Below are 22,496 nucleotides of genomic sequence, written 5' to 3'. Positions count from 1 at the left end.
TTCATTTCGTTGCCCGGTGATCAGGCGCTCTTGCTCTCGTCGTAATAGCGCGAGGCCTTGGCGATGGCATATTGCCCGCGGCGGACTTTCTCGATCTTGCCCTGACGCAGCAGCGCGCCAAAGCCACGCAGACGTTCCTCGCGCGAGGTCTCGGCGCCTTCGCTGACCGAGGCAACCTTGCGCATCACCTGCGGCGGCGAGAAGTGCGGGCGGCCTTCGACCTGTGCGGTATAGGCGGCGGCGGCTTCGAGCAGTTCGGTCAGCCCCTGTGCACCGCGCGCCTCGGCGAATTCGGCAAAGCTCGCCGCTTCGCTCGGAGCCATCGGCGGCAGGTCGGCCTCGGCGAACTCGACCAGTTCATCCTCGGGCGAGATCGTGGCGACGAGGCGGCTGGGGATGCGGCGCGGGCGCACCACCGGGGCGGTGGGCGGCACGGTCTCGCTGTCGCGGTCGATGCGCTGCGCCGAGACGAGCACCAGCGGCGCGGGGCGCGGTTCGCTCACTGCCGGGCGCGGCGTCGAGGGTTCCGCCTGCGAGGGGCGGCGCGGGCGCACGGCTTCGCTCAGATCGGCGCGGTAGGGGCCGGTCTGGTCGTCGGCCTTCGGTGCGCTTTTGGCACGACGGTCGGCGACGGTCGCGGCGACGGCGGCCTTGAGATGGGCGATCGCCGAGAAACGGCGGCGATTCTCGCGGCCGGCCAGTTGCTCGTCGGCCTTCTCCATCAGGCGCGAGACATCCGCATCATGTTCGGCCGAGATCGCGGCATGGTCGAGGCCGCGCGACGCCTCGGCGACGGGCAGTTCGGGCTCATGCGCCTGCTCTGCCGGTGCTTCGACTTCGGCGATCTCTTCAGCGGGTGCGACCGCGATGATTTCTTCGACGGGTTCTGCTGCGGCGATGTCTTCACCGGGTTCGATCTCGGCAACCGCTTCGGCCACGTGATCAACCGCAACCTCATCCTCGATGAGTTCGAAGGGCACCGGCTCGATCTCCGGTTCGGGAAGCGGTTCGATCATCTCGGCCTCAGCCTCGACCGCCTCGCTCTGGCTGCGTAGCGCGCGCAACTCGGCCAGCAGATCCTGCTCGTCCTCGGCGTCAGCCTCAACCGCCGGTGCCTCTTCGGCCAGAATGCTGTGCATCGGCTCGACCGGTGCTTCCAGGACGAGCGGAACTTCCGCGTCCGCCACATCCAGTGCAACCGGGGTCGGTTCGACTTCTACAACAGCCGATTCGGCTTGCAGCATCGCGGTGAGTTCCGAGACCGGCGTGATCTCCTCAAGTTCTTCCTCGATCTGAGCCGTTGGTTCGGGCGCAGCGGGCGCGGTCAACTCAGCCGCCGTTTGGGCCAGAACTGCGGCGCGCGCGGCGCGGCGCGCGGCGCGACGACGGGCGGCGGCGTCGGGGTCTGCGGCGAAGGCGGGCGCCGGGGTAGGCTCTTCCACGGCCTCAACGTCCGGCGCGGCATTGACCTCTTCGGCCTCGATTGGGCCTGAAATATCAAGCTGGTAGCCGAAGTCCTCGCTCTCGGCGAAGCTGGTTTCCGCAGCGGGTTCGGGCACGACATCGGCCTCTTCCGCGAAGGCGTCCGGCTGAACGGCTGCCGTGCGCGCCGACGCCACGGCGGCGCGGATACGCTGGAGTTTTGCGGCCACCGAATCCTCGGCCACGGCGGGCTGCGGGGCCGGGGTAGGTTGGGCGACAGACTCGGGTGCCGGAGCTGCTGCGGCAGGCGCGGGTTGTGCCACGGGCTCGGGCGCGGCCTCTTCGATTTGCGGGCGCAGCACGACGCCATTGGCCTGAATCTTGGCTTCCACGCGGCGCTGAATCTCGCGCTCGGCGATGCGGTGAAGCATCTCGGCGTCGGGCTGCGGCGGTTCCGCGCCGAAGTAGCGGTCATCCGCAGCCAGATCGCGGAAATACTCGGCGATGGCCTTCATGGTGCTGAAAGGCTCGTCAAAGCCCTCCAGCGTGCAGGAGAAGGTCCCGTAGGACACGGTGAGGATCTTACTCGCACCAACCATGGAACTCTCGCTTTCTTCTAAACCGACGTTCGGCCACGATCAGGGTGAACTGGTTCTTTAGCGTGAACGAAAAAAGGCAAACTCGGGGAATTTTTCCGGTCTCGATTGTAATTCCGTGCCTTAATCGGCATCAATCATGCCATGACGGTCGAATTTGTCCACATTTCTGGCGGAGTTACGTTGCTCGGCGGAGGCGCCGTCGCAGCCGATGATCTGCAATCCGCGCTCACAATTGCGCCCAGATTGATCGCGGCCGACGGGGGCGGGGATCGCGCGCTGGAACTGGGCGCGGTGCCCGAGGCGGTGATCGGCGATATGGACAGCCTGAGTGCGGCGGCGCGCGCGCGCCTCGCGGGCCGTATTCATGAGATCGCCGAGCAGGACAGCACCGATTTTGGCAAATGCCTGACCCATGTGCGCGCCGAGTTCTACCTGGCGCTTGGCTTTACCGGGCTGCGGCTGGACCACACCCTTGCCACGCTGAACGAGGTCGCGCAGCGCGCGGGTCAGCGCATTCTGTTGATCGGCGAGGAAGACGTGATCTTTCGCGCGCCCGAGGCGCTGGCGATCGATCTGCCGATCGGCGCGCGATTCTCGATCTTTCCCTTTGGCCGGGTCGAAGGACGCTCGGAAGGGCTGCGCTGGCCGATTGACGGGCTGGAACTGACCCCCGATGGTCGTGTCGGCACCTCGAATGAGGTCGCAAGCGCGGTGCGGCTGTGGCTTAGGGGCCCGGCACTGATCCTGCTGCCGAAGCCGCATTTGCCAGCCGCACTTTCCGCGCTTGGGCTGCGGTGACGCGCTCGCGGTGGATGATGTAGAGGCCCGAGCCGGTGATGATCGCGACGCCGATCCAGGTCAGCAGGTTCGGGAAATCGTCAAAGAAGACATATCCGAACAGCGTGGCCGTCAGCATCTCGAAGTAATGCAGCGGGGCCAGCGTCGAGGAGGGCGCCAGTTTCAGCGCATAGGTCATCGACATGTGGCTGATCGTGGCGGCAAGGCCCACGCAGAAAACCCAAAGCCAGAAGATACCCTGGGGCAGGGCGAAGGCGACCTCTTTGAGGCCCGCCGCAGTGCCAAGCGCCAGCAGCGGCAGGCACAGGACGGCCGCAACCAGTGCGGTGTGCAACTGCATCGTCACCGGGTGCATGTGCCGCGACAGCGCGCGGGTCAGAAGCATGTAGAGCGCAAAGCTGACCGCTGTCCCAAGCGGGAACAGTGCCACCGGGCCGAAGGTGATGAACGAGGGCTGGATGACGAAAAGCGCGCCGATGAAGCCCACAACCGAGGCCCCCAACCGGCGCGGTCCAACCTCTTCGCCCATGACGAAGCGCCCGATCAGCAGGATAACGAAGGGCTCGACAAAGGCGATGGCCAGCGCATCGGCGATCGGCATGACCTGCACCGCGGCAACAAAGCAATAGGTCGCGAGGATCGAGACCGCCGCCCGCGCAACCAGCAACCGCGCTGCTGCGGCAGTGACGCGCCAGCGCAGCCCCATCGCCAGAACGATGGGCGCCATCAGCGCAGCCTGCACCACGAAACGCCCAAGCGTGACCGTGCCCACCGGGACCGATTGCGCAGCCAGTTTCGAGGCCACGTCGATCAGGGGCGCTATCACGCAAAAGCCCAGCATCAGGGCGATGCCGGGAAAGATTCGGTCATGTTCGCTCATAAGCCCGAGCTATCTTGCGTCCGTGATGCCGTCCATCCTGAAAACGACGGCTTCGCGCGTCGTTTTGCCAAGGCCCGAAGAAAGCCGCGCAAAATGAAAAGGCCCGCGCCGGGCGCGGGCCTGTGATGGCTTAGCCCATCCGTTCCGACGCGTAGGAGCCCGGAGAGGCCGGGAAGACCACCGTCTTGTTGCCGTTGATGAACGAGCGGTGATGGATATGGGCGTGGATCGCGCGGCTGAGCACCTGCGCCTCGACATCGCGGCCAAGCGAGACATAGTCGTCAGGTGATTGCGCATGGGTGATACGCACGGTGTCCTGTTCGATGATCGGGCCTTCGTCGAGGTCGGCGGTCACGTAATGGGCCGTCGCGCCGATCAGCTTCACGCCGCGCTCATAGGCCTGCTTGTAGGGGTTCGCGCCCTTGAAGGACGGCAGGAACGAATGGTGGATGTTGATGATCCGGCCCGACATCTTCTCGCACAGCTGGTCCGACAGGATCTGCATGTAGCGCGCGAGCACGACCAGCTCGGCCCCGGTGTCCTCGACCACCGACATCAGCTGCGCCTCGGCCACCGGCTTGTTTTCCTTGGTCACCTTGATGTGGTGGAAGGGGATGTCGTGGTTCACCACCACCTTCTGATAGGTCAGGTGGTTCGAGATCACGCCGACGATGTCGATCGGCAGCGCGCCGATGCGCCAGCGGTAGAGCAGGTCGTTCAGGCAGTGGCCGAAGTTCGACACCATCAAGAGCACCTTCATCTTGGTGCCGGCGTCATGGATCGCCCATTCCATCGCGAACGCGTCGGCAACGGCGGCAAAGCCCTCGCGCAGGGTATCGATCCCGGCACCCTTCTCCGAGGCGAAGTGCACGCGCATGAAGAACCGGCCCGTCAGCGCGTCGTCAAACTGGTGCGAGTCGGTCAGGTTGCAGCCGCTGTCCGCGAGGTAATTCGCGATTGCCGCGACGATGCCGCGCGTCGAGGGGCATTGCACCGTAAGAACGTAAGAGCTCATTTGCGTTTCCTTCATCTCGCCGGATTGGCGGGGGTGTGAGGCGCACAATCGGGCCGAAGGCCGCGGCACGCCAGCCGGGAAGCGACGCGGCAATCGCGAAAATCGACCTGAGGCGCGTCGCAAATGCGTCTCCGGTTTCCGATAGTGGAGGGCAGGCAGCAATAAGGGCCGGGAATGATCCCGGCCCTTGAAGACTGAGCGCAGTCTCAGATCTGCTTTTCGGGGATATGGACGACCAGGCCGTCAAGCTCAGGCGTGACCTTGATCTGGCAGGTCAGGCGCGAGCGCGCGGGATCGGGATTCCAGGCGAAGTCGAGCATGTCCTCTTCCATCGAGTCCTTCGCGGGCAGGCGGTCGGCCCAGGCCGCATCGACATAGACATGGCAGGTCGAGCAGGCGCAGGCGCCGCCGCAATCGGCGTCGATGCCGGGCACGCCGTTGTCGCGAGCGCCTTCCATGACGGTTGCGCCGGGTTTGACCTCGACCTCGTGGCGGGTGCCGTTGTGTTCAAGATAGATAATCTTCGCCATGTCTCGTTCCGTCTCTTGGCCCAAGGGCCGCCCTGATCTGTTGGCCCCGATTTAGGGCATCAACCACGCAATGACCAGAGTAACGCGGCCAAACGGGCAATCCGTCGCAAGGATTTCCCTGCGGGTAAAGGAAAAGGCGCCCGGTGGGGCGCCTTTCATGTCTGTGTTCTGAATGATCACTCGATCGGCAGCGCCATGAAGCGCGGCTCGCCAGCGCGACGGATCAACAGCAGGACGGACTTGCGCCCGGCGTCCTTCGCTTCTTCGATCCGGGCCTCCAACTCGGCGATATCCGTAACCGGCTGCTGGCCTGCTTCGATGATCAGATCGCCCGTGCGCAGGCCCTTCTCGAAGGCCGCGCTGTCTTCGGCGATCTCCTTGATCACAAGGCCAGTGGTGCCCGAGGGCAGGCCCATCTCGGTGGTCAACTCGGCGGTGAGGGGGGTGACCGTCATGCCAAGCAGGCTTTTCTCGGCCTCTTGCGGCTTGGTGACGGCAGCCGGGACGGCCTCGCCCTCGGCCAGTTCACGGCGGCCAAGCGTGACCAGCAGCGTTTCGCTCTTGCCGCCACGCAGGACGGTCACGCGCACGGCCTGACCCACCGGCGCATCGGCGACGCGACGCACCAGATCGCGGGTCGACTTGACCTCGCCGCCATCGAAGGAGGTGATGATGTCACCCGCCAGAATGCCCGCCTCTTGCGCGGGGCCCTCGGGCACTTCCGAGACCAGCGCGCCTTCGGCCTTGGCAAGGCCCATCGCCTCGGCCATGTCGGCGGTCACGTCCTGGATCTTGACGCCGAGCCAGCCGCGACGGGTCTCGCCGAACTCCCGCAACTGGCCGACGACCTTGTTGACCACATTCGCCGCCATCGAGAAGCCGATCCCGATCGAGCCACCGTTGGGCGACAGGATGGCGGTGTTCACGCCGATCACCTGACCGTCCATGTTGAACAGCGGACCGCCCGAGTTGCCGCGGTTGATCGCCGCGTCGGTCTGGATGTAGTCGTCGTAGGTGCCCGACAGCTCGCGGTTGCGCGCCGAGACGATACCTGCCGACACCGAGAAGCCCTGGCCGAGCGGGTTGCCTACGGCCATCACCCAATCGCCCACGCGCATCCGGTCCGAGTCGCCAAAGGTGACGAAGGGGAGCGGTTTTTCGCTCTCGACCTTGAGCAGCGCGATGTCGGTCTTGGGATCGGTGCCGATCAGCTTGGCATCCATCGTCTCGCCCGAGAAGAACTCGACCTGGATCTCGTCGGCGTTTTCGATGACGTGGTTGTTGGTGACGATATAGCCGTCTTCCGAAATCACGAAGCCCGAGCCGAGTGCGTTCGAGCGCCGCGGGCCCTGCTGGCGGTTCTGCGGCATGTTCGGGAAGCCGAACTCACGAAACAACTCGTCGAAGGGCGAGCCTTCGGGGAACTGGGGGCCATCGACAGGCGCGGAGACCACGGTCGAGGTGGTGATGTTGACGACCGAGGGGCTGACCTTTTCCGCGAGATCGGCAAAGCTTTCGGGTGCGGCGCGCGCATGGGCCGGTGCGATCGGCGCGAGCGCCAGCGCAATGGCCAGCATCGCCGCGCCAAGGGCGCCGGTAAGGCCGCCACGCGTCGGAACGGGGAAGGTCAGGGAAAGGGCTTGTGTCGTCATGCTTGGCTCCCGCTTGAATTATTGGCCGGGCAGAGGGGACCCAGCGATACCATTGATAAATACCTTAGCCCGGTAGGGCGCAAATGAAACACCGTCGCAAAGCCTCAATTCAATGTGAGGCGCAGTTGAACACATCACCCGAAGACGCGCACCCCCCATAGCACGGTCACCCCCACTGCCAGCGCGGCAAGGCCAAGTGCGCGGCGCCTTTCGGGGCCGATGGCGGCAAGGAAGGCCAGCGCCTCCTCGATACGCGAAGGGGCCAGCGCAAGCGCCAGCCCCTCGATCACCAGAACAAGGCCGAGGCCCATGATCAGCGTTTCGATCATTGCGTGGCGGCCTTGCCCTCGCCAATCGACTGCAGGAACCTGTCATAGTCGAAATAGACGCTGTCAGGTTGCGTCACGAGCGAAGATGAACCCGGCTTCATGCTGACGGTGTAGAACTGCAGCGCACGGGTGAAGGCGAAGAAATGCGGGTCCTTGCTGTAGGCGTCAGCATAGATGCCGTTCGCCTCGGCGTCGGCTTCACCGCGAATGATCTCGGCCTGCTTGCGGGCTTCCGAGGTCACTTCGACCACGGTGCGGTCGGCGGTTGCGCGGACACGCTGCGCAGCTTCGCCACCACGGGCACGCTCGTCCGCGGCCTCGCGTTCACGCTCGGCGCGCATCCGGTCATAGGTCGCGGAGAGGTTCTGCTCGGGCAGGTCTGTGCGGGTCAGACGCACGTCGATCACGTCGATGCCCAGTGCCGCCGCTTCGCGCCGTGCCAGATCGCGGATCCGATTCATCAGCGGCGTACGGTCATCCGACAGAACGGCGGTCGAAGGCACTGAGCCCAGAACCTCGCGGATGGCGTTGTTCAGAATGCCGTCGAGGCGGCTTTTCGCGACGGTCTGACCGCCCACGCCCACGGCTTCGCGGAACTTGACCAGATCGACGATACGCCAGCGCGCGAAAGCGTCGACCACCAGGCGGCGATCGTCGAGCGGCGTAACCTCAAGCGGGCGGGTCGGCAGGCTCAGGATGCGGTCGTCATAGGTCACGACCTCCTGGATCAGCGGCACCTTGAAGCCGAGACCCGGAGTGGTCTTGATCTGCTTTACCTGACCGAATTGCAGCACCAGCGCCCGTTCGCGTTCGTCCACGACGAACATCGACGAAAGCGCGATTGCGGCGATAACGGCCACGGCGGGGATCAGCAGCGGAGCTTTAGCCATCAGTTCGTCCCTCCCGTAGCAGGTTTGCGCAGCTGGTCGAGCGGCAGATAGGGCACCACACCAGACCCGCCGGCGGGTTGGTCGATGACTACCTTGTCAACCGATCCCAGCAGCTTTTCCATGGCTTCCATGAACATCCGGCGTTGAGTCACGTCAGGGGCCTTCACATATTCATTATAGACCGAGATAAAGCGCGCGGCCTCACCCTGGGCGGTGTTGACCACATTGGCGCGATAGGCCTCGGCCTCTTCCTTGAGCTGCGCGGCCGCACCGCGGGCGCCCGCAGTCACTTTGTTGGCGTAGGCGTCGGCCTCTTTCTCAAGACGGTCGCGCTCCTGCTGGGCGGCCTGCACTTCGCGGAAGCTGTCGATCACCTCGCGCGGCGGGTCGGCGCGGTTGAAGTTGACACGCACGATGTTGATGCCCGCGTCGTAGGTTTCCAGCGTCGCCTGCACGGCCTGGCGCAGGTCGGCCGCAATCGCACCGCGATCGCGGTTGAGGATCGGCGCCAGTTCCGAGCGCGCGATGATGTCGCGCAACGCGGATTCAGACACCGCGCGGATCGTGTCTTCGGGATCGGCGAGGTTGAAGAGATACTTGGCCGGGTCCGAGATGTTCCAGACCACCTGGAATTCGATATCCACGATGTTCTGATCGCCCGTCAGCATCAGCCCTGTGTCCAGTTCGCTGCCGCGCCCGGTGCCGATATCGACCGTCTGTTCGCGCGTCACGGGAACGATCTCTGCCGTCACGACCGGCCAGGGCGCAAAGTTCAGGCCGGGGCTGCCGGTGGACTTGTACTGGCCGAACATCAGCTCGACCGAGCGTTCTTCGGGCTTGACGGTATAGAACGAGGCATAGGCCCATACGCCCGCCGCGGCCAGGATCGCGATGCCGAGCGTCGAGCCGGTGAAGGCCGGACCAGAAGGCCTGCCGCCGCCGGTGGGACGACCGCCCCCCGAGCCACCACGACCGCCCATGAGCACCTTGAGTTGCTCCGAGCCCTTCTTCATGAACTCTTCGATCTCGGGGATCGGGTTGCCCTCATTCGGTCGGCGCTGACCGGGGCGCTGGTCTTCACGACCGTCGTCGTCTCCGCCACCTGTTCCCCAGGGACCTCCGTTACTCATGCCATCCTCACCTTCTTGTCAGTTCCTAAGCCACTTGGGCATGTTCGTGCGCGGGTTCAAGCCGTGCGCACGGGTTTTCGCATTGTCACCAGTTCTTCGGCCATTGTCGGGTGCACCGCACAGGTCGCATCGAACTGCGCCTTGGTTGCCCCCATCTTCATGGCAATGCCCGCCATCTGGATCATCTCTCCCGCCTCGGGGGCGACGATATGGCACCCCAGAACGCGTTGCGATTGCTTACAGACCACCAGCTTCATCAGCACCCGCGCGTCCGATCCGGCGAACATCGAGCGCATCGGCCGGAAGGCCGAGACATAGACCTCAACCGGGCCTTGCTTGCGGGCGTCTTCTTCGCTCAGGCCGCAGGTGCCGAATTCGGGCCGGGTAAAGACCGCCGAGGCGACCAGCTCATGGTCCGCCTTGCGAGGATTGGCGCCAAAGACGGTATCGGCAAAGGCGTGGCCCTCGCGGATCGCGACCGGGGTCAGTTGGATGCGGTCAGTCACATCGCCCACGGCGTAGATCGAGGGCACATTCGTCTGCGACCACGCGTCAACGGCTACGGCGCCATTCTCGGCCAGTTTCACGCCTGCCGCCTCAAGGCCCAGCCCGTCGGTGTTCGGTACCCGTCCCGTGGCGTAAAGCACCGCGTCAAAGGTGTCGTCGCGCAGGTCCGAGCCGTGGATATGCAGGCCCTGATCGGTTTTCTCGATCTTCGAGATGACGATGCCGGTGTGAATCTCGATCCCCTGCGCCTGCATCTGCGCCACGATCAGATCGCGGCATTCGGTGTCGAAGCCGCGCAGCAGCGGCGAGCGGTTGAACTGCGTGACCTGCACGCCAAGCCCCGCCATGATGCAGGCGAACTCGCAGGCGATATAGCCGCCGCCGACGATCAGAAGGCGCTTGGGCAGCGCGTCAAGTTTGAAGATCTCATTCGAGGTGATCACATGCTCGCGGCCCTCGAACTCGGGCACGAAGGGGCGCCCGCCCGTCGCCACCAGGATATGCTTGGTGGTGACGGTGCTGCCATCCGCGAGGCGGATCTCATGCGGCCCTGCGACGGTGGCGCGCTGGTCATAGACCGTCACGCCCGCACCCTGCTGGCCTGCGCGGTAGATGCGCTCTAACCGGTCAAGTTCCGCATCGAGCTTGCCTCGGAAGGCCGTCCAGTCGAAGCCGCCGATCTGCGCGTCCCAACCGTAGGCGCGTGCCTCCTCGATCATGGCAGGTCCCTGCGAGGCGAAGACCATCAGCTTTTTGGGCACGCAACCGCGGATCACGCAGGTGCCGCCCATGCGGTATTCCTCGGCCAGCGCGACCTTGGCGCCATGCTCGCTTGCGGCGATGCGCGCGGCGCGCACCCCCCCCGAACCGCCGCCGATCACGAAGAGGTCGTAGTCGAAAGTCATGTCTCTTCCCGTTCCGGTTTGCTCGGGGCTGATCTAGGTCGCGCCGGCCGCGCGACCAGCGCCTCAGTCCAGATCGCTGAAGATGTTCGATTCTTCGGCGAAGTCGATGCGGTCATGCGACACGCTGCCATCATTGATGTCACGCAGCTCCACCGTGCCGTCCGCGCCGCCGATGATGACCTTGTCGCAGATGTCGATGAACAGGCCATTCTCGACCACGCCGGGGATCTGGTTCAGCACAAGGCTAAGCTGACGCGGGTTGCCAATGCGCTTGAGGTGGCAGTCTACGATGTAATTGCCCTCGTCGGTCAGGAAAGGCTGGGTGCCGTTCAGGCGCAGCGCGGTCTGGCGGCCCATGACGTCCATGCTCGAAAGCATTTCCTCGATCAACCCGCGGGTGGTCTGCCAGCCGAAGGGCACGACCTCGACGGGCAGCGGGAAGGCGCCAAGCTGCGCCACTTCCTTTGCGGCGTCGGTGATCACGATCATCTGGTCCGAGGCGGTGGCAACGATCTTTTCTTGCAGCAGCGCGCCGCCGCCGCCCTTGATCAGGTTCAGTTCCGGATCGAACTCATCCGCGCCGTCGATGGTCAGGTCGAGCCACTTTGCCTCGTCGAGGGTGACGACCTTGATGCCCATCTGGCGGGCCAGTTCGGCGGTGCGGGTCGAAGTGGGCACGCCCACAATGCTCAGCCCCTCTTCGCGCACCATCTCGCCCAGGCAGCGCACCATCCAGGCGGCGGTCGAGCCAGTGCCAAGACCCACCTTCATCCCGTCCTCGACAAAGTCGACGGCACGGCGGGCGGCGGCGAATTTCGCCTTGTCGATGGGGGAGAGTTCGGCGGGCATGGGCGTCTCCTGCAATTGGTCCGTCTCGCTTATAGGCAATCGCGCCCGCGCGTGCGAGGGCGAATCTCGCCTGTGCCCGGCTAACGCGGCTGTGCGCGTTTCGGGCGCGGAAGGTCGTTTTTACACCCGCGTCCGCGTCGTTTCATGCCAAGCTGTGCGCGACAGGGAGCCAACATGTTTCTAAGCGTTTTCGACATCTTCAAGGTGGGCGTCGGCCCGTCTTCCTCGCATACTATGGGCCCGATGGTGGCCGGGGGGCGGTTTCTCGATCGCCTGCGCGCCTCGCCCTTCCACGCGCATGGATTGCGCGCGCGGCTTTACGGCTCGCTCGCGTTCACCGGCAAGGGGCACGCGACCGATCGCGCCACGATCCTTGGCCTCGCGGGTTTTCTGCCCGAAAGCTACGATCATGCGGCGGCCGAGGCCGCGCTGGCGGCAAATCGCGACACGGGCACGATCCATCCTCCGGGTCTGAACGTGCTTGCCTTCGATCCCGACCGCGATCTTGTGTTCGATTTCGGCCCGGCGCTGCCCGGACACGCCAATGGCATGGTCATTGAGGCGCTCGACGCGCAAGGCGACGTGCTGATGCAAGAGACCTATTATTCGATCGGTGGGGGCTTCGTGCTGACCGCAGCCGAGCACGAGGCCGTCGATGACAAGGCGCTGTCCGAGCCTTCGCCGGTGCCCTTCCCCTTCCGCACCGCCGTCGAGATGTTGCAGATGGCCCATGCCTCGGGTCTGAGCATCGCGCAGATGAAGCGCCGCAATGAGCGTCGTTATCGCTCGGAAGCCGAGATCGACGCGGGGCTTGCCCGGATCTGGCAGGTGATGAACGATTGTATCTCGCGCGGGTTGGTGGGTGACGGCGTGCTGCCCGGTGGGTTGCATGTGCGCCGCCGCGCGAAGGGAATTTTGGAAAGCCTTCAGGCCGAGCGCGGCATGAACCTCGCGCCGCCGCACACGATCAACGACTGGATATCGACCTATGCGATGGCGGTGAACGAGGAAAACGCCGCCGGAGGGCAGGTCGTGACAGCGCCGACGAATGGCGCGGCCGGTGTGGTTCCTGCCGTGATCCGGTATTGGCTTGACCATGTGCCGGGGGCATCCGGTGCGCGGGTGGGGGAGTTCCTGCTGACCGCAGCCGCGATCGGCGGGATCATCAAGACGAACGCCTCGATCTCTGGGGCGGAATGCGGCTGCCAGGCCGAGGTCGGCTCGGCGGCGGCGATGGCGGCAGCGGGGCTCGCAGCGGTGCTCGGGGGCACGCCCGAGCAGATCGAGAACGCTGCCGAGATCGCGCTGGAGCACCATCTCGGGATGACTTGCGATCCGGTGAAGGGGCTTGTGCAGGTGCCCTGCATCGAGCGCAACGGGTTGGGTGCGATCAAGGCGATCTCCGCCGCATCCCTGGCGTTGCGCGGGGATGGGTCGCATTTTGTACCGCTTGACGCGGCGATTGAAACGATGCGCCAGACCGGCCGCGACATGCACGAGCATTACAAGGAAACGAGCCTTGGCGGACTGGCGGTCAACGTGCCGAACTGCTGAGGAGAGTGCGCCCTCCTCGGGCGGGCAAGCTCGCCGCTCGTCGGGCGCCTCAGGGGCGCGGCCCCTCTGGCCTGCGGCCATTCACCCCGGGATATTTGGGCCACATTGAAGGGAAACGCACATGCGCTTCAATGTGGTTGAAATATCCTCGGGGGGTGAATTTGCTGTAAGCAAAGAGGGGGGCAGACAGCCCCCCTTTCTTGATCGTCAGAGCGCGCGCCAGCCGATGTCCTTGCGGCAGAAGCCTTCGGGCCAGTCGATCTGCTCGACCATCGCATAGGCCTTTTGTTGGGCTTCGCGCAGGGTTGTACCGCGTGCGGTGACGTTGAGCACACGCCCGCCCGTGGCGACCAGTTGGCCGTTTTGTAGGGCGGTGCCGGCGTGGAAGACCATGTTGGAGCTGTCTTCGGGCAGGGCGTCGAGGCCACTGATCGGGGTACCTTTCTCGTAGCTTCCGGGGTAGCCCTTGGCGGCCATCACTACCGTCAGCGCATGATCATCGGCCCATTGGGCCTGAACGTCCGGCAGTCGCCCTTCGGCGCAGGCCAGAAGCAGGTCGAGCGCCTGTGCGCCAAGGCGGAGCATCAGCACCTGACACTCGGGGTCGCCGAAGCGCACGTTGTATTCGACAAGGCGCGCGTGGCCGTTCTTGATCATCAGGCCCGCGTAGAGCACGCCCTGGAACGGAGTGCCGCGGCGGGCCATCTCGGCCACGGTCGGCTTGACGATCTGATCCAGCACCTGCGTCTGAATCGCGTCTGTCAGAACCGGCGCGGGCGAGTAGGCGCCCATCCCGCCCGTGTTCGGCCCGGTGTCGCCGTCGCCCACGCGCTTGTGGTCTTGCGCGGTGCCGACGGGCAGCACGTTCTCGCCATCCGAGAGGATGAAGAACGAGGCTTCCTCGCCTTCCATGAATTCCTCGATCACCACCTCGGCGCCAGCCGCGCCGAAGGCACCGCCGAAGATCTCCTCAAGACCGGTCAGCGCCTCTTCGAGGGTCATCGCGACGATGACGCCCTTACCGGCGGCGAGGCCATCGGCCTTGACCACGATCGGCGCGCCCTGTGCGAGAACATAGGCCTTGGCTTCTTCGAGATCGTCAAAGCGCGCGTAGCCTGCGGTCGGTGCCTTGCAGGCTTCGCAGATCTCCTTGGTGAAGGCCTTGGAGGACTCGAGCTTGGCCGCTGCGGCCGAGGGGCCGAAGGTCAGGATGCCCGCGCCACGCAGCGCGTCGGCCACACCGGCGGCCAGCGGGGCCTCGGGGCCGACGACGACGAAGTCGATGGCGTTTTCCTCGACGCAGGCGAGCACGGCGGCGCTGTCGCAGGGGTCGATCGAGGCCAGTTCGGCGATCGCGCCGATCCCGGCATTGCCCGGAGCGACGATCAGCCGGTCGCATTTCGGGTTCTGCTTGATCGCCCAAGCCAGCGCATGTTCACGCCCACCGCTACCCAGCAACAGAATATTCATCGCTCAACCCCCTTGGCCATCCTTGCTGCGCCTTCTAAGGTCTGGACCCAAATCAGGCAAGGCGCGCAATGGATCTGTTGGACGAAACCCCCGGCTCGAACGCCCATGACTATTCCGTCTCGGAAATCTCGGGGGCGGTGAAGCGCGTGATCGAGGGCGAGTTCGGCCGCGTTCGCGTGCGCGGCGAGGTGGGGCGGGTCTCGCGCCCGTCCTCGGGGCATCTCTATTTCGACCTCAAGGACGACCGCGCGGTAATTGCGGCGGTCAGCTGGAAGGGGCAGGTCGCGCGGATGCAGGTGCGCCCCGAAGAGGGGATGGAGGTCATCGCCACCGGCAAGCTGACCACCTTTCCGGGCCAGTCGAAATACCAGCTGATCGTCGATGATGTCGAACCCGCCGGGGCGGGCGCGCTGATGGCCATGCTTGAGGCGCGGCGCAAGGCGCTGGCGGCCGAGGGGCTGTTTGACGCCGCGCGCAAGCGCCCGCTGCCCTATCTGCCCGAGGTGATCGGCGTGGTGACTTCGCCCTCGGGCGCGGTGATCCGCGATATTCTACATCGGTTGCGCGACCGCTTTCCGCGGCGGGTCCTGATCTGGCCGGTGGCAGTGCAGGGGCAGGCCTGCGCGCCCGAGGTGACGGCGGCGATCCGGGGCTTCAACGCCCTGCCCGAGGGCGGGCCGATCCCGCGCCCCGATCTGCTCATTGTCGCGCGTGGCGGCGGCTCGATCGAGGACCTCTGGGGGTTCAACGAAGAATCCGTCGTGCGCGCCGCCGCAGAAAGCCGCATTCCGCTGATCTCTGCCGTCGGGCATGAGACCGACACGACGCTGATCGACTTTGCCTCGGATCGCCGGGCGCCGACGCCCACGGCGGCGGCCGAGATGGCTGTGCCGGTGCGCTCCGAACTCGCCGCGCGTCTGGCCGAGGCCGAGGCGCGTATGGCGCGGGCAACGCGCGGGCGGCTTGATCAGCGCGGCCAGCGGCTGTCCGATCTGTCGCGCGCCCTTGGCCGCCCGGATGCGCTGCTGCAACCGGCGCGGCAGCGGTTCGATTTGATGAGCGACCGCCTAAGCCCTGCGCTGCGCATGGTCACCACGCGCAAGCGCGCGTTGTTCGCGCCGCTTGAGGCGCGCATCGCCCCGCATGTGCTGCGCCGCTTCATGGCCGAGGAGGCGCGGCGGCTTGCCGGTCTGGCCGGACGTCTGGCCCCGGCGCTGGCGCGCACCCGCGCCGATGCCGAGCGCCAGAACCGCCTGGGCCGTGCGCAGCTCGACAGTCTGGGTGAGCGCCTTCAGCGCGCGCCGCATGTCCGCTTCGAGGCGCTGGCCGAGCGGCTTGAACGGCTTGACCGGATGCGCCAGACGCTTGGCTACCGCGAAACGTTGCGGCGCGGCTATGCGGTCGTGCGCGCGGGCGAGGATGTGGTGACCAGCAGGGCTGACGCCGCCGGGCACGCGGCGCTTGAGATCGAGTTCCATGATGGCCGTCTGCCGGTTGTCACGGGAACAGATGCGCCGCCGACCCCGCAGCCCGCGCCCAAACCCGCGCGCGCCAAAAAGCCCGAGCCGCCCAACCAGGGCAGTCTGTTCTGATCAGACCCCGACGTTCAGGCCGGGGCAGGACAGGGGCTTGTCGCTCTCTTGCAGCGAAATCAGCGGCTCGCTTTCTGGGCTACCCTGAAAGCGGGCCATCAGCCCCTCGGGGCGGTCGTAGAACGTCCAGCACTGAAGGCCGTTCCGGTCGCGGTAATCGAAGCAGATGAACTCACCCGCCTGAAACCAGCGGCCTTCTTTGCACTCGCTCTCGGTGAAGGCCCAGATTACGCGCTGGCCGGGCAGGTATTGCTCGACCCCATAGGGCTCGCCGCCCGAGAAATAGGTGATCGTCTTGCCCACGGTGCGCGCGTCGAACCCCGCCGCGTCAAGCGGTTTGCCGTCTGCCGCTAAGGCCAATCCCGGTGCAAGCGCAATCGCGAGGGCGGTCATCAGGTGGGGCAGGGCCATGAAACACTCCGGTCAGAATGGCCGCAGAGTGGCACGAACGGCCCAGTAGTGAAAGCCACTATGAAGTGAGCGGCGTGCGAGCGGCCTCGTGGTGCTTGCGCAGGGTGCGGACCTTGCGATCCATCGTGCGTCGCCACAACGTTGGGATCAGCGCCAGAGTCGCCATCACCGGCAGCGAGTAGGGCAGCATGGGGCGCGCCTTGTCGCGGGTGTCGCCAAGGCGCAGCGCGGGATAGGCGCGGGCCGGGTGAGCGTGGTGGTCCGAGTGGCGTGGCGCGTTCAGCATCCAGAGCGCGGAGACCGGCTGGCGGGCATCCCAGCTGTGGCGGATATCGACGGGCTCATAATGCACCTCGTCGATGCGGGCGCGCTCCAGCCCATAGTGCTGAACATAGTCCGACAGCAGCAGTTGAAGCTGCGCGTAGAGGCAGAGCGCCAGATAGGCCAGCACTCCGGCCAGCCCGAAGGTCAGCCCCGCGATCAGCAGGAACCACAACCCGCCAAGCACGTAACCGACATAGGGGTTGATCATCCGCCGTGCGCCATCTTGCTGCGTGGCAGAGGCGATGCGGGTGCGCTCCATCTCATATCCCGCGATGAACGAGCCGCCCCAGGCGCGTGTGAAAAAGGACCAGAACCCTTCGCCCAATGCAGCGGTGTTGGGGTCGTCAGGTGTGGCGACGAAGCGGTGATGCACCAGCCGATGCGCCGAGGTGTGATGCCCGAAGAGCAGCGAGATATAGACCCATTTGCCCAGTTGGAACAGGCGTGCGTTGGCGCGGTGGATCAGCTCATGCGCGTTCGAGTTCGACACCTGCCCGAAGAAGAGCCCGAAAGCCCAGAAGAGGCCCGCACGCGCCCCCCAGCCAAGGCCGGTTGCTCCCGACACTGCCGCCACCGCGACCCCAAGCAGCACGAAATGCGCGCAGCCAAGCGCGATCGAAAGCTTGTCTGCGGCGGGGAACTCGGTCCCTTCCGGCGCATCAGGGGAGGCGCGGACGATGATCTCGTCGAGCGCGAAGATCAGCACTGTCATGTAGATCAGAGCGACCCAGACGAAGGCGCCGCCCAGAAACGCGCCCAGAAGAAGCAGGGGGATGGGTGCGAGTGTAACCAGTGCGAACAGGTCCACGCCCGGCGTCGCGCGCCCCAGACGGGCAAGGGAGGACAGCGGGCCGGGGGATCGGGTCGGGTCGGTCTGGGTCGTCACTACTCATACTCGCTTGCGTCGGAGCCTTGCCGGTTGTGTGGGCTGCCGATGGGTCAGCCTTGATCGCGCGGCGATTTTCTGGCGCTGTGGCGCCATGATGGAGCAGCTTCTTGTCAGTTTTGCGGCGCTTCTGGCGGTTTGGCAGTTCTTGGCATTTGCCACGGCACCATCCTCCCTGCGCAAGAGTGTGGTCAAGACCGGATCGGTCGCGGCGCTGGCTTTGGCCGCGCCGATGCTGGGCGCGCCATGGACCGTCGCGCTTGGGCTGGCACTTGGTGCGGTCGGCGACTGGTTCCTTTCGCGCGACGGTGAGCGGGCGTTCTTGCTGGGCATGGCGGCTTTCGCGGCGGGACACGCCAGCTATGTCGCGGCCTTCATCGCGATGGGCGCCGGGGTGCCCGGCTGGCCTGTGATCGTGGCGCTGGTTCTGCTTGGCGCCTCGACCGAGTTCTGGCTTGCGCCCCGCACCGGCGCGCTGCGCTGGCCCGTGCGGGGCTATGTGCTGGTCATCCTGGCGATGAGCCTTGCGGCCCTCGGGATGGAGGGGCGCGCGATGCTGCGCGCGGGCGCGGTGCTCTTTGTCGCCTCGGACCTCGTGCTGGCCGTTCAGATCTTCGTGCTGGCGGATGGGCCGCTGCGCCGCGCCTGCCAGCGGTTGCTTTGGGTGCTTTACTGGTGCGGGCAGGTCCTGATCCTGTGGGGTGCTGTCTGAGCTTCGCCCTTCCATCGGGCGCCCGGATTGATTAGGTGAGAAGAAACCACCCGAAGGGCTGCCTGATGTCGTTTTTCCAAAAACTGAAGTCGCGCCTGACGCGCTCCTCCTCGAAGCTCGAAGAGGGGCTTGAGGCCATCGTCGCCGAGGCGCCCGAGCCCGCAGCCCCCGAGGCGCCAGCGCCTGCCGCACCAGTGGCCGCCGCGCCGCAGCCTGTCCCGCAACCCGCCGAGGCGCGTAAACCCGGCTTCTTCGGGCGGCTTCTGGGCAAAGGCGAGGATGCCGCCGCCCCGCGCCGGGTGCTGGACGACGAGATGCTCGAGAGCCTCGAAGAGCTGCTGATTGCCTCGGACATGGGGGTCGAGACGGCGCTGCGGGTCAGTGCGAATATTGCCGAAGGGCGCATGGGCAAGAAGCTGTCCGTCCCCGAGATCAAGGCCCTTCTGGCCGACGAAATCGCTCGGATCATGGAGCCGGTGGCCCGCCCGCTGCCGATCTACCCCAAGCGCCCGCAGGTCGTGCTGGTGGTGGGCGTGAATGGCTCGGGCAAGACCACGACGATCGGCAAGCTCGCCTCGCAGTTCCGCGCGGCGGGCAAACAGGTGGTGATCGCTGCGGGCGACACGTTCCGCGCCGCAGCGGTCGAGCAGCTCAAGGTCTGGGGCGATCGCGCCGGGGTGCCGGTGCTGACTGCGCCCGAGGGCTCGGACCCGGCCTCGCTGGCCTTCGATGCGCTGACCAAGGCGCAGGAAGACGGCGCCGATCTGCTGATGATCGATACCGCCGGGCGGCTGCAAAACCGCGCCGATCTGATGGAAGAGTTGGCCAAGATCATCCGTGTTATCCGCAAGATAGATGAGACCGCGCCACATAACACGCTTCTGGTGCTGGATGCGACGACCGGTCAGAACGCCCTGAGCCAGGTCGAGATCTTCTCGAAGATCGCCGATGTCTCGGGGCTGGTGATGACCAAGCTCGACGGCACCGCGAAGGGCGGCGTGCTGGTTGCGCTGGCCGACAAGTTCGGCCTACCGATCCATGCCATCGGGGTGGGCGAGCAGATCGACGATCTGGCGCCGTTCGACCCCGAAGACTTCGCCCGCGCGCTTGTTGGTGCGAATGAATAAAGAGCGGGTGCCGAAAGGGGCCGCTTGGCGATGAGTGAATGGCTTACTTCACTTGAAGGCACTCCGGCCGGGCATCAGGCCGCGCTGGTGCTGGCGCTTATGGCCGCGCTGCTGCATGCGCTGTTCGGCGCGTTGCAAAAGGGTCGGCATGACCCATGGCTCAGTCGCGCGGTGATCGATGCCTGCTATGGTCTGATCGCCGCACCCTTCGCGCTGTTCGTTGTGCCCTGGCCCGAGCCGCATATGTGGCCGATCTTCGCGGGCGTCTTCGTGATCCATGCGGGCTACAAGCTGGCGCAGGCGATGACCTATAGCCGCGGCGCCTATACGGTCGTCTATCCGGTCGTGCGCGGCACCGGCCCGCTTTTCGCCGTCATCGGGGCCGGGTTCCTGTTCGATGAGCATTTCAACGCAGGCCAGTGGGTCGGCGTCGGCGTGCTGGTCGCCGGCATCTACGGCCTTGCGCTCTACAACCTGCGCACCATCACACTGAACCGCGAGACGATGATCCCCGCGCTTGGCTTTGCTGTGCTGACCGGCGGGTTCGTGGCGCTTTACACGACCTATGACGCCTATGGCATCCGCGCGACGGCCGATCCGTTCACCTTCCTTGCGTGGTTTTTCTTCATCGACGGCTGGTTCATGCCGCTCCTGACGCTGCGGCGCTGGCGCAACGTGCCCTCCTCGGAATTCGTGCCGCTTCTGAAAAGGGGTGTCATCGGGGCCTTCGTGGCCTATTTCTCCTTTGGCGCGATCATGATGGCCACGCGGCTCGACAATGTCGGGCAGGCCGCCGTGCTGCGCGAGACCTCGACCGTGTTCGCCGCGCTGATCGGCTGGCTGGTGTTGGGGGAAAAGGTGGGGCCGCGCCGCACTGCGCTGATGGCGCTGATCGCGGTGGGCGCCGTAATCGTTGAAGTGGCGGGGTAAGAATGGCCGGACGCAAGATCAATCCCTGGGTGAAGGCTGGGCTCGAGTTCGGGCCGCTGGTCGTGTTCTTCGTGGCTTTCTCGCGCCTCAAGGATACCGATGTCACCATTGGGGGCACGGCCTATTCGGGCTTTGTGGTGGCCACGGCGCTGTTCGTTCCGCTGCTGGTGGCGACCACGCTCGCGCTGTGGCGGCTTACGGGGCGGCTGGCGCCCATGCAGATCGCGACGCTCGTGCTGGTGGTGGTCTTCGGCGGGCTGTCGGTCTGGCTCAATGACCCCAAGTTCTTCAAGATGAAGCCCACGCTGATCTATCTGTTGTTCGCGGTGCTGCTGAGTGTGGGGCTGATGCGCGGCAAGCCTTGGCTGCAACTGGTGATGGATGACGCGCTGCCCATGCAGCACGAAGGCTGGATCATCCTGACCAAGCGCCTGATCGCGCTGTTCTTCGGTCTTGCGGTTGCCAATGAGGCGATCTGGCGCACGATGTCGGACCAGACCTGGGTCAACTTCAAAACCTTCGGGCTGACGATCATCATGTTCGCCTTCTTCATGGGCCAAAGCCGCCTGTTCGCGCGCTACGGCTATGAAAAGCCGGGCGAGGATGGCGGCGACGCCTGAGACGCGCCCCTGCATTCAGCCCCTTGAATACAAGGCCGAAACCCGTGTGAGGCATGGCGTGGCAGGTTGACGCAGGCGCGGCGCGGCGTTAGGGCAGGGAACCTTGCAACGAAAGGCCCGTTCCATGTCGAAGGATTGGAAAACCCGCACGAAACTCGTCCATGAAGGCATCCGCCGCAGCCAGTATGGCGAGATGGCCGAGGCGCTGTTTCTGACGCAGGGCTTTGTCTATCCGTCGGCCGAGGCCGCCGAGGCGCGCTTCCTGTCCTCGGGCGATGACGAATTCATCTACGCCCGCTACGGCAACCCGACCACCCGCATGTTCGAAGACCGCATCGCCGCGATCGAGGGCACCGAGGACGCCTTCGCCTGCGCCAGCGGCATGGCCGCGATCAACGGCGCGCTGACCTGTCTGGTCAAGGCGGGCGATCACATCGTCGCCGCGCGGCAGATGTTCGGCTCGTGCCTGCATGTGCTCAAGGTGCTGCAAGGCTTTGGTGTCGGCGTGACGCTGGTTGACGGCACCAAGCTGGACGAGTGGCGCGCCGCGATGACCCCGGCGACCAAGGTCTGCTTCTTCGAGAGCGTCTCGAACCCCGGTCTTGAGGTCGTCGACATCAAGGGCGTGTCCGAGATTGCCCATGCCAATGGCGCGGTCGTGGTGGTGGATAACGTCTTTTCCTCGCCGATCTTCTCGAATGCGGTCGAACTCGGCGCCGATATCATCGCCTATTCGACGACCAAGCATATCGACGGCGGCGGGCGCGCGCTTGGCGGCGTTGTCTGCGGTACGAAGGAATATATCCGCGGCCCGCTGGAGACCTATGTCAAGCACACCGGAGGCGCGATGAGCCCGTTCCACGCCTGGATCATGCTCTCGGGGATGCAGACGCTCGATTTGCGCGTGCGCGCGCAGGCGACGAATGCGGCGATGGTGGCCTCGGCTGCGGCGGGGCATGAAAAGCTTGCCCGTGCGATCTATCCGGGGTTGGTCGACCACCCGCAGCATACGCTTGCGATGGAGCAGATGGGCTCTGGCGGGACGATGGTCTGCGTCGATCTCAAGGGCGGCAAGGCGGCGGCGTTCCGCTTCCTCAATGCGCTGAAGGTCATTTCGATCTCGAACAACCTCGGCGATGCCAAGTCGATCGCGACCCATCCGGCCACGACGACGCACAAGAACCTGTCCGAGGAAGAGCGCGCGCTGATCAACATCACGCCGGGAATGGTTCGGATCTCGATGGGAATCGAGGATGGTTCGGACCTGGTGGCCGATGTATTGCAGGCATTGGACGCAGCCTGATCTTTTTGTGTCGCCCGGGCGCAACTTGTTTTGGACTTTTTTCGTATCACCCCCATATGCA

At 65.4% G+C, this 22,496-nt stretch carries 21 protein-coding genes; 8 read left to right on the top strand and 13 right to left on the bottom strand.

Annotation, left to right across the window (positions count from 1 at the left end; all coding sequences use genetic code 11):
* Window positions 1-20: 20 nt before the first annotated feature.
* Complete coding sequence (locus tag KTQ37_RS11930; protein WP_218630747.1) at window positions 21-2,021, bottom strand: hypothetical protein; 2,001 nt, start codon at window positions 2,019-2,021, stop codon at window positions 21-23.
* A gap of 141 nt (window positions 2,022-2,162) precedes the next feature.
* Between KTQ37_RS11930 and KTQ37_RS11925 the strand changes: the two genes are divergently transcribed.
* The gene (locus KTQ37_RS11925) at window positions 2,163-2,819 is read left to right on the top strand and encodes a thiamine diphosphokinase (protein ID WP_218630746.1); all 657 of its coding nucleotides are present in this window, start codon (window positions 2,163-2,165) and stop codon (window positions 2,817-2,819) included.
* Here the strand turns inward: KTQ37_RS11925 and KTQ37_RS11920 are convergent.
* From KTQ37_RS11920 to rpiA, 9 genes are all read right to left on the bottom strand, one after another.
* Window positions 2,746-3,699 carry a DMT family transporter gene (locus KTQ37_RS11920; RefSeq protein WP_218630745.1) on the bottom strand — a complete coding sequence of 318 codons (954 nt, stop codon included), beginning with the start codon at window positions 3,697-3,699 and terminating at the stop codon, window positions 2,746-2,748. The two genes, KTQ37_RS11925 and KTQ37_RS11920, sit on opposite strands and share 74 nt — an antisense overlap.
* Window positions 3,700-3,829: 130 nt before the next feature.
* Window positions 3,830-4,714 carry a formyltetrahydrofolate deformylase gene (purU, locus tag KTQ37_RS11915; RefSeq protein WP_218630744.1) on the bottom strand — a complete coding sequence of 295 codons (885 nt, stop codon included), beginning with the start codon at window positions 4,712-4,714 and terminating at the stop codon, window positions 3,830-3,832.
* Between the two features lie 206 nt (window positions 4,715-4,920).
* Complete coding sequence (locus KTQ37_RS11910) at window positions 4,921-5,244, bottom strand: 2Fe-2S iron-sulfur cluster-binding protein (protein WP_218630743.1); 324 nt, start codon at window positions 5,242-5,244, stop codon at window positions 4,921-4,923.
* A gap of 176 nt (window positions 5,245-5,420) precedes the next feature.
* Entirely contained in the window at window positions 5,421-6,896 is a 1,476-nt protein-coding gene (locus KTQ37_RS11905) for a DegQ family serine endoprotease (RefSeq protein ID WP_218630742.1), read from the bottom strand.
* 134 nt (window positions 6,897-7,030) lie between these two features.
* Entirely contained in the window at window positions 7,031-7,225 is a 195-nt protein-coding gene (locus KTQ37_RS11900) for a DUF2065 domain-containing protein (RefSeq protein WP_218630741.1), read from the bottom strand.
* A complete protein-coding gene (hflC, locus tag KTQ37_RS11895; protein WP_218630740.1) occupies window positions 7,222-8,115 on the bottom strand; it encodes a protease modulator HflC in 894 nt (297 codons plus the stop codon). The genes KTQ37_RS11900 and hflC overlap by 4 nt, the downstream gene beginning before the upstream one ends.
* Complete coding sequence (hflK, locus tag KTQ37_RS11890) at window positions 8,115-9,245, bottom strand: FtsH protease activity modulator HflK (protein ID WP_218630739.1); 1,131 nt, start codon at window positions 9,243-9,245, stop codon at window positions 8,115-8,117. Before hflK ends, hflC begins: the two co-directional genes overlap by 1 nt.
* A 56-nt stretch (window positions 9,246-9,301) precedes the next feature.
* A complete protein-coding gene (gene gor, locus KTQ37_RS11885; RefSeq protein WP_218630738.1) occupies window positions 9,302-10,657 on the bottom strand; it encodes a glutathione-disulfide reductase in 1,356 nt (451 codons plus the stop codon).
* 63 nt (window positions 10,658-10,720) lie between these two features.
* Window positions 10,721-11,506, bottom strand: coding sequence for a ribose-5-phosphate isomerase RpiA (gene rpiA / locus KTQ37_RS11880; protein ID WP_218630737.1), 786 nt, complete (start codon window positions 11,504-11,506; stop codon window positions 10,721-10,723).
* 174 nt (window positions 11,507-11,680) lie between these two features.
* Between rpiA and KTQ37_RS11875 the strand changes: the two genes are divergently transcribed.
* Window positions 11,681-13,060, top strand: coding sequence for an L-serine ammonia-lyase (locus KTQ37_RS11875; protein WP_218630736.1), 1,380 nt, complete (start codon window positions 11,681-11,683; stop codon window positions 13,058-13,060).
* A gap of 207 nt (window positions 13,061-13,267) precedes the next feature.
* Here KTQ37_RS11875 and purD read toward each other — a convergent pair whose 3' ends face one another.
* Entirely contained in the window at window positions 13,268-14,530 is a 1,263-nt protein-coding gene (gene purD / locus KTQ37_RS11870) for a phosphoribosylamine--glycine ligase (protein WP_218630735.1), read from the bottom strand.
* A 68-nt stretch (window positions 14,531-14,598) separates the two neighbouring features.
* On the opposite strand from purD, the gene xseA reads away from it, so the two are divergent.
* Entirely contained in the window at window positions 14,599-16,122 is a 1,524-nt protein-coding gene (gene xseA / locus KTQ37_RS11865; protein ID WP_218630734.1) for an exodeoxyribonuclease VII large subunit, read from the top strand.
* Here xseA and KTQ37_RS11860 read toward each other — a convergent pair whose 3' ends face one another.
* The gene (locus tag KTQ37_RS11860) at window positions 16,123-16,533 is read right to left on the bottom strand and encodes a hypothetical protein (RefSeq protein WP_218630733.1); all 411 of its coding nucleotides are present in this window, start codon (window positions 16,531-16,533) and stop codon (window positions 16,123-16,125) included.
* Between the two features lie 58 nt (window positions 16,534-16,591).
* Window positions 16,592-17,743 carry an alkane 1-monooxygenase gene (locus tag KTQ37_RS11855; RefSeq protein ID WP_328799728.1) on the bottom strand — a complete coding sequence of 384 codons (1,152 nt, stop codon included), beginning with the start codon at window positions 17,741-17,743 and terminating at the stop codon, window positions 16,592-16,594.
* A 94-nt stretch (window positions 17,744-17,837) separates the two neighbouring features.
* Between KTQ37_RS11855 and KTQ37_RS11850 the strand changes: the two genes are divergently transcribed.
* The 5 genes from KTQ37_RS11850 to KTQ37_RS11830 all read left to right on the top strand — a co-directional run bounded on the left by KTQ37_RS11850 (window position 17,838) and on the right by KTQ37_RS11830 (window position 22,435).
* Window positions 17,838-18,455: a lysoplasmalogenase family protein gene (locus tag KTQ37_RS11850; protein WP_218630732.1), complete on the top strand. Its 618-nt coding sequence runs from the start codon at window positions 17,838-17,840 to the stop codon at window positions 18,453-18,455.
* 65 nt (window positions 18,456-18,520) lie between these two features.
* Window positions 18,521-19,582, top strand: a complete 1,062-nt coding sequence (gene ftsY / locus KTQ37_RS11845; protein ID WP_218630731.1) for a signal recognition particle-docking protein FtsY — start codon at window positions 18,521-18,523, stop codon at window positions 19,580-19,582.
* A 30-nt stretch (window positions 19,583-19,612) separates the two neighbouring features.
* Window positions 19,613-20,512: an EamA family transporter gene (locus tag KTQ37_RS11840; protein ID WP_218630730.1), complete on the top strand. Its 900-nt coding sequence runs from the start codon at window positions 19,613-19,615 to the stop codon at window positions 20,510-20,512.
* 2 nt (window positions 20,513-20,514) lie between these two features.
* Window positions 20,515-21,132 (top strand): inner membrane-spanning protein YciB, encoded by a 618-nt coding sequence (locus KTQ37_RS11835; RefSeq protein ID WP_218630729.1) that lies wholly within the window; start codon window positions 20,515-20,517, stop codon window positions 21,130-21,132.
* A 124-nt stretch (window positions 21,133-21,256) separates the two neighbouring features.
* Window positions 21,257-22,435 carry an aminotransferase class V-fold PLP-dependent enzyme gene (locus KTQ37_RS11830; RefSeq protein ID WP_218630728.1) on the top strand — a complete coding sequence of 393 codons (1,179 nt, stop codon included), beginning with the start codon at window positions 21,257-21,259 and terminating at the stop codon, window positions 22,433-22,435.
* The last annotated feature ends 61 nt before the right edge of the window (window positions 22,436-22,496 follow it).

This window comes from Sedimentimonas flavescens (assembly GCF_019264375.1).
GTDB lineage: Bacteria > Pseudomonadota > Alphaproteobacteria > Rhodobacterales > Rhodobacteraceae > Rhodobacter > Rhodobacter flavescens.
Note: the sequence above shows the minus strand (reverse complement) of the source record. Positions and strands in the feature narration are given on the sequence as shown.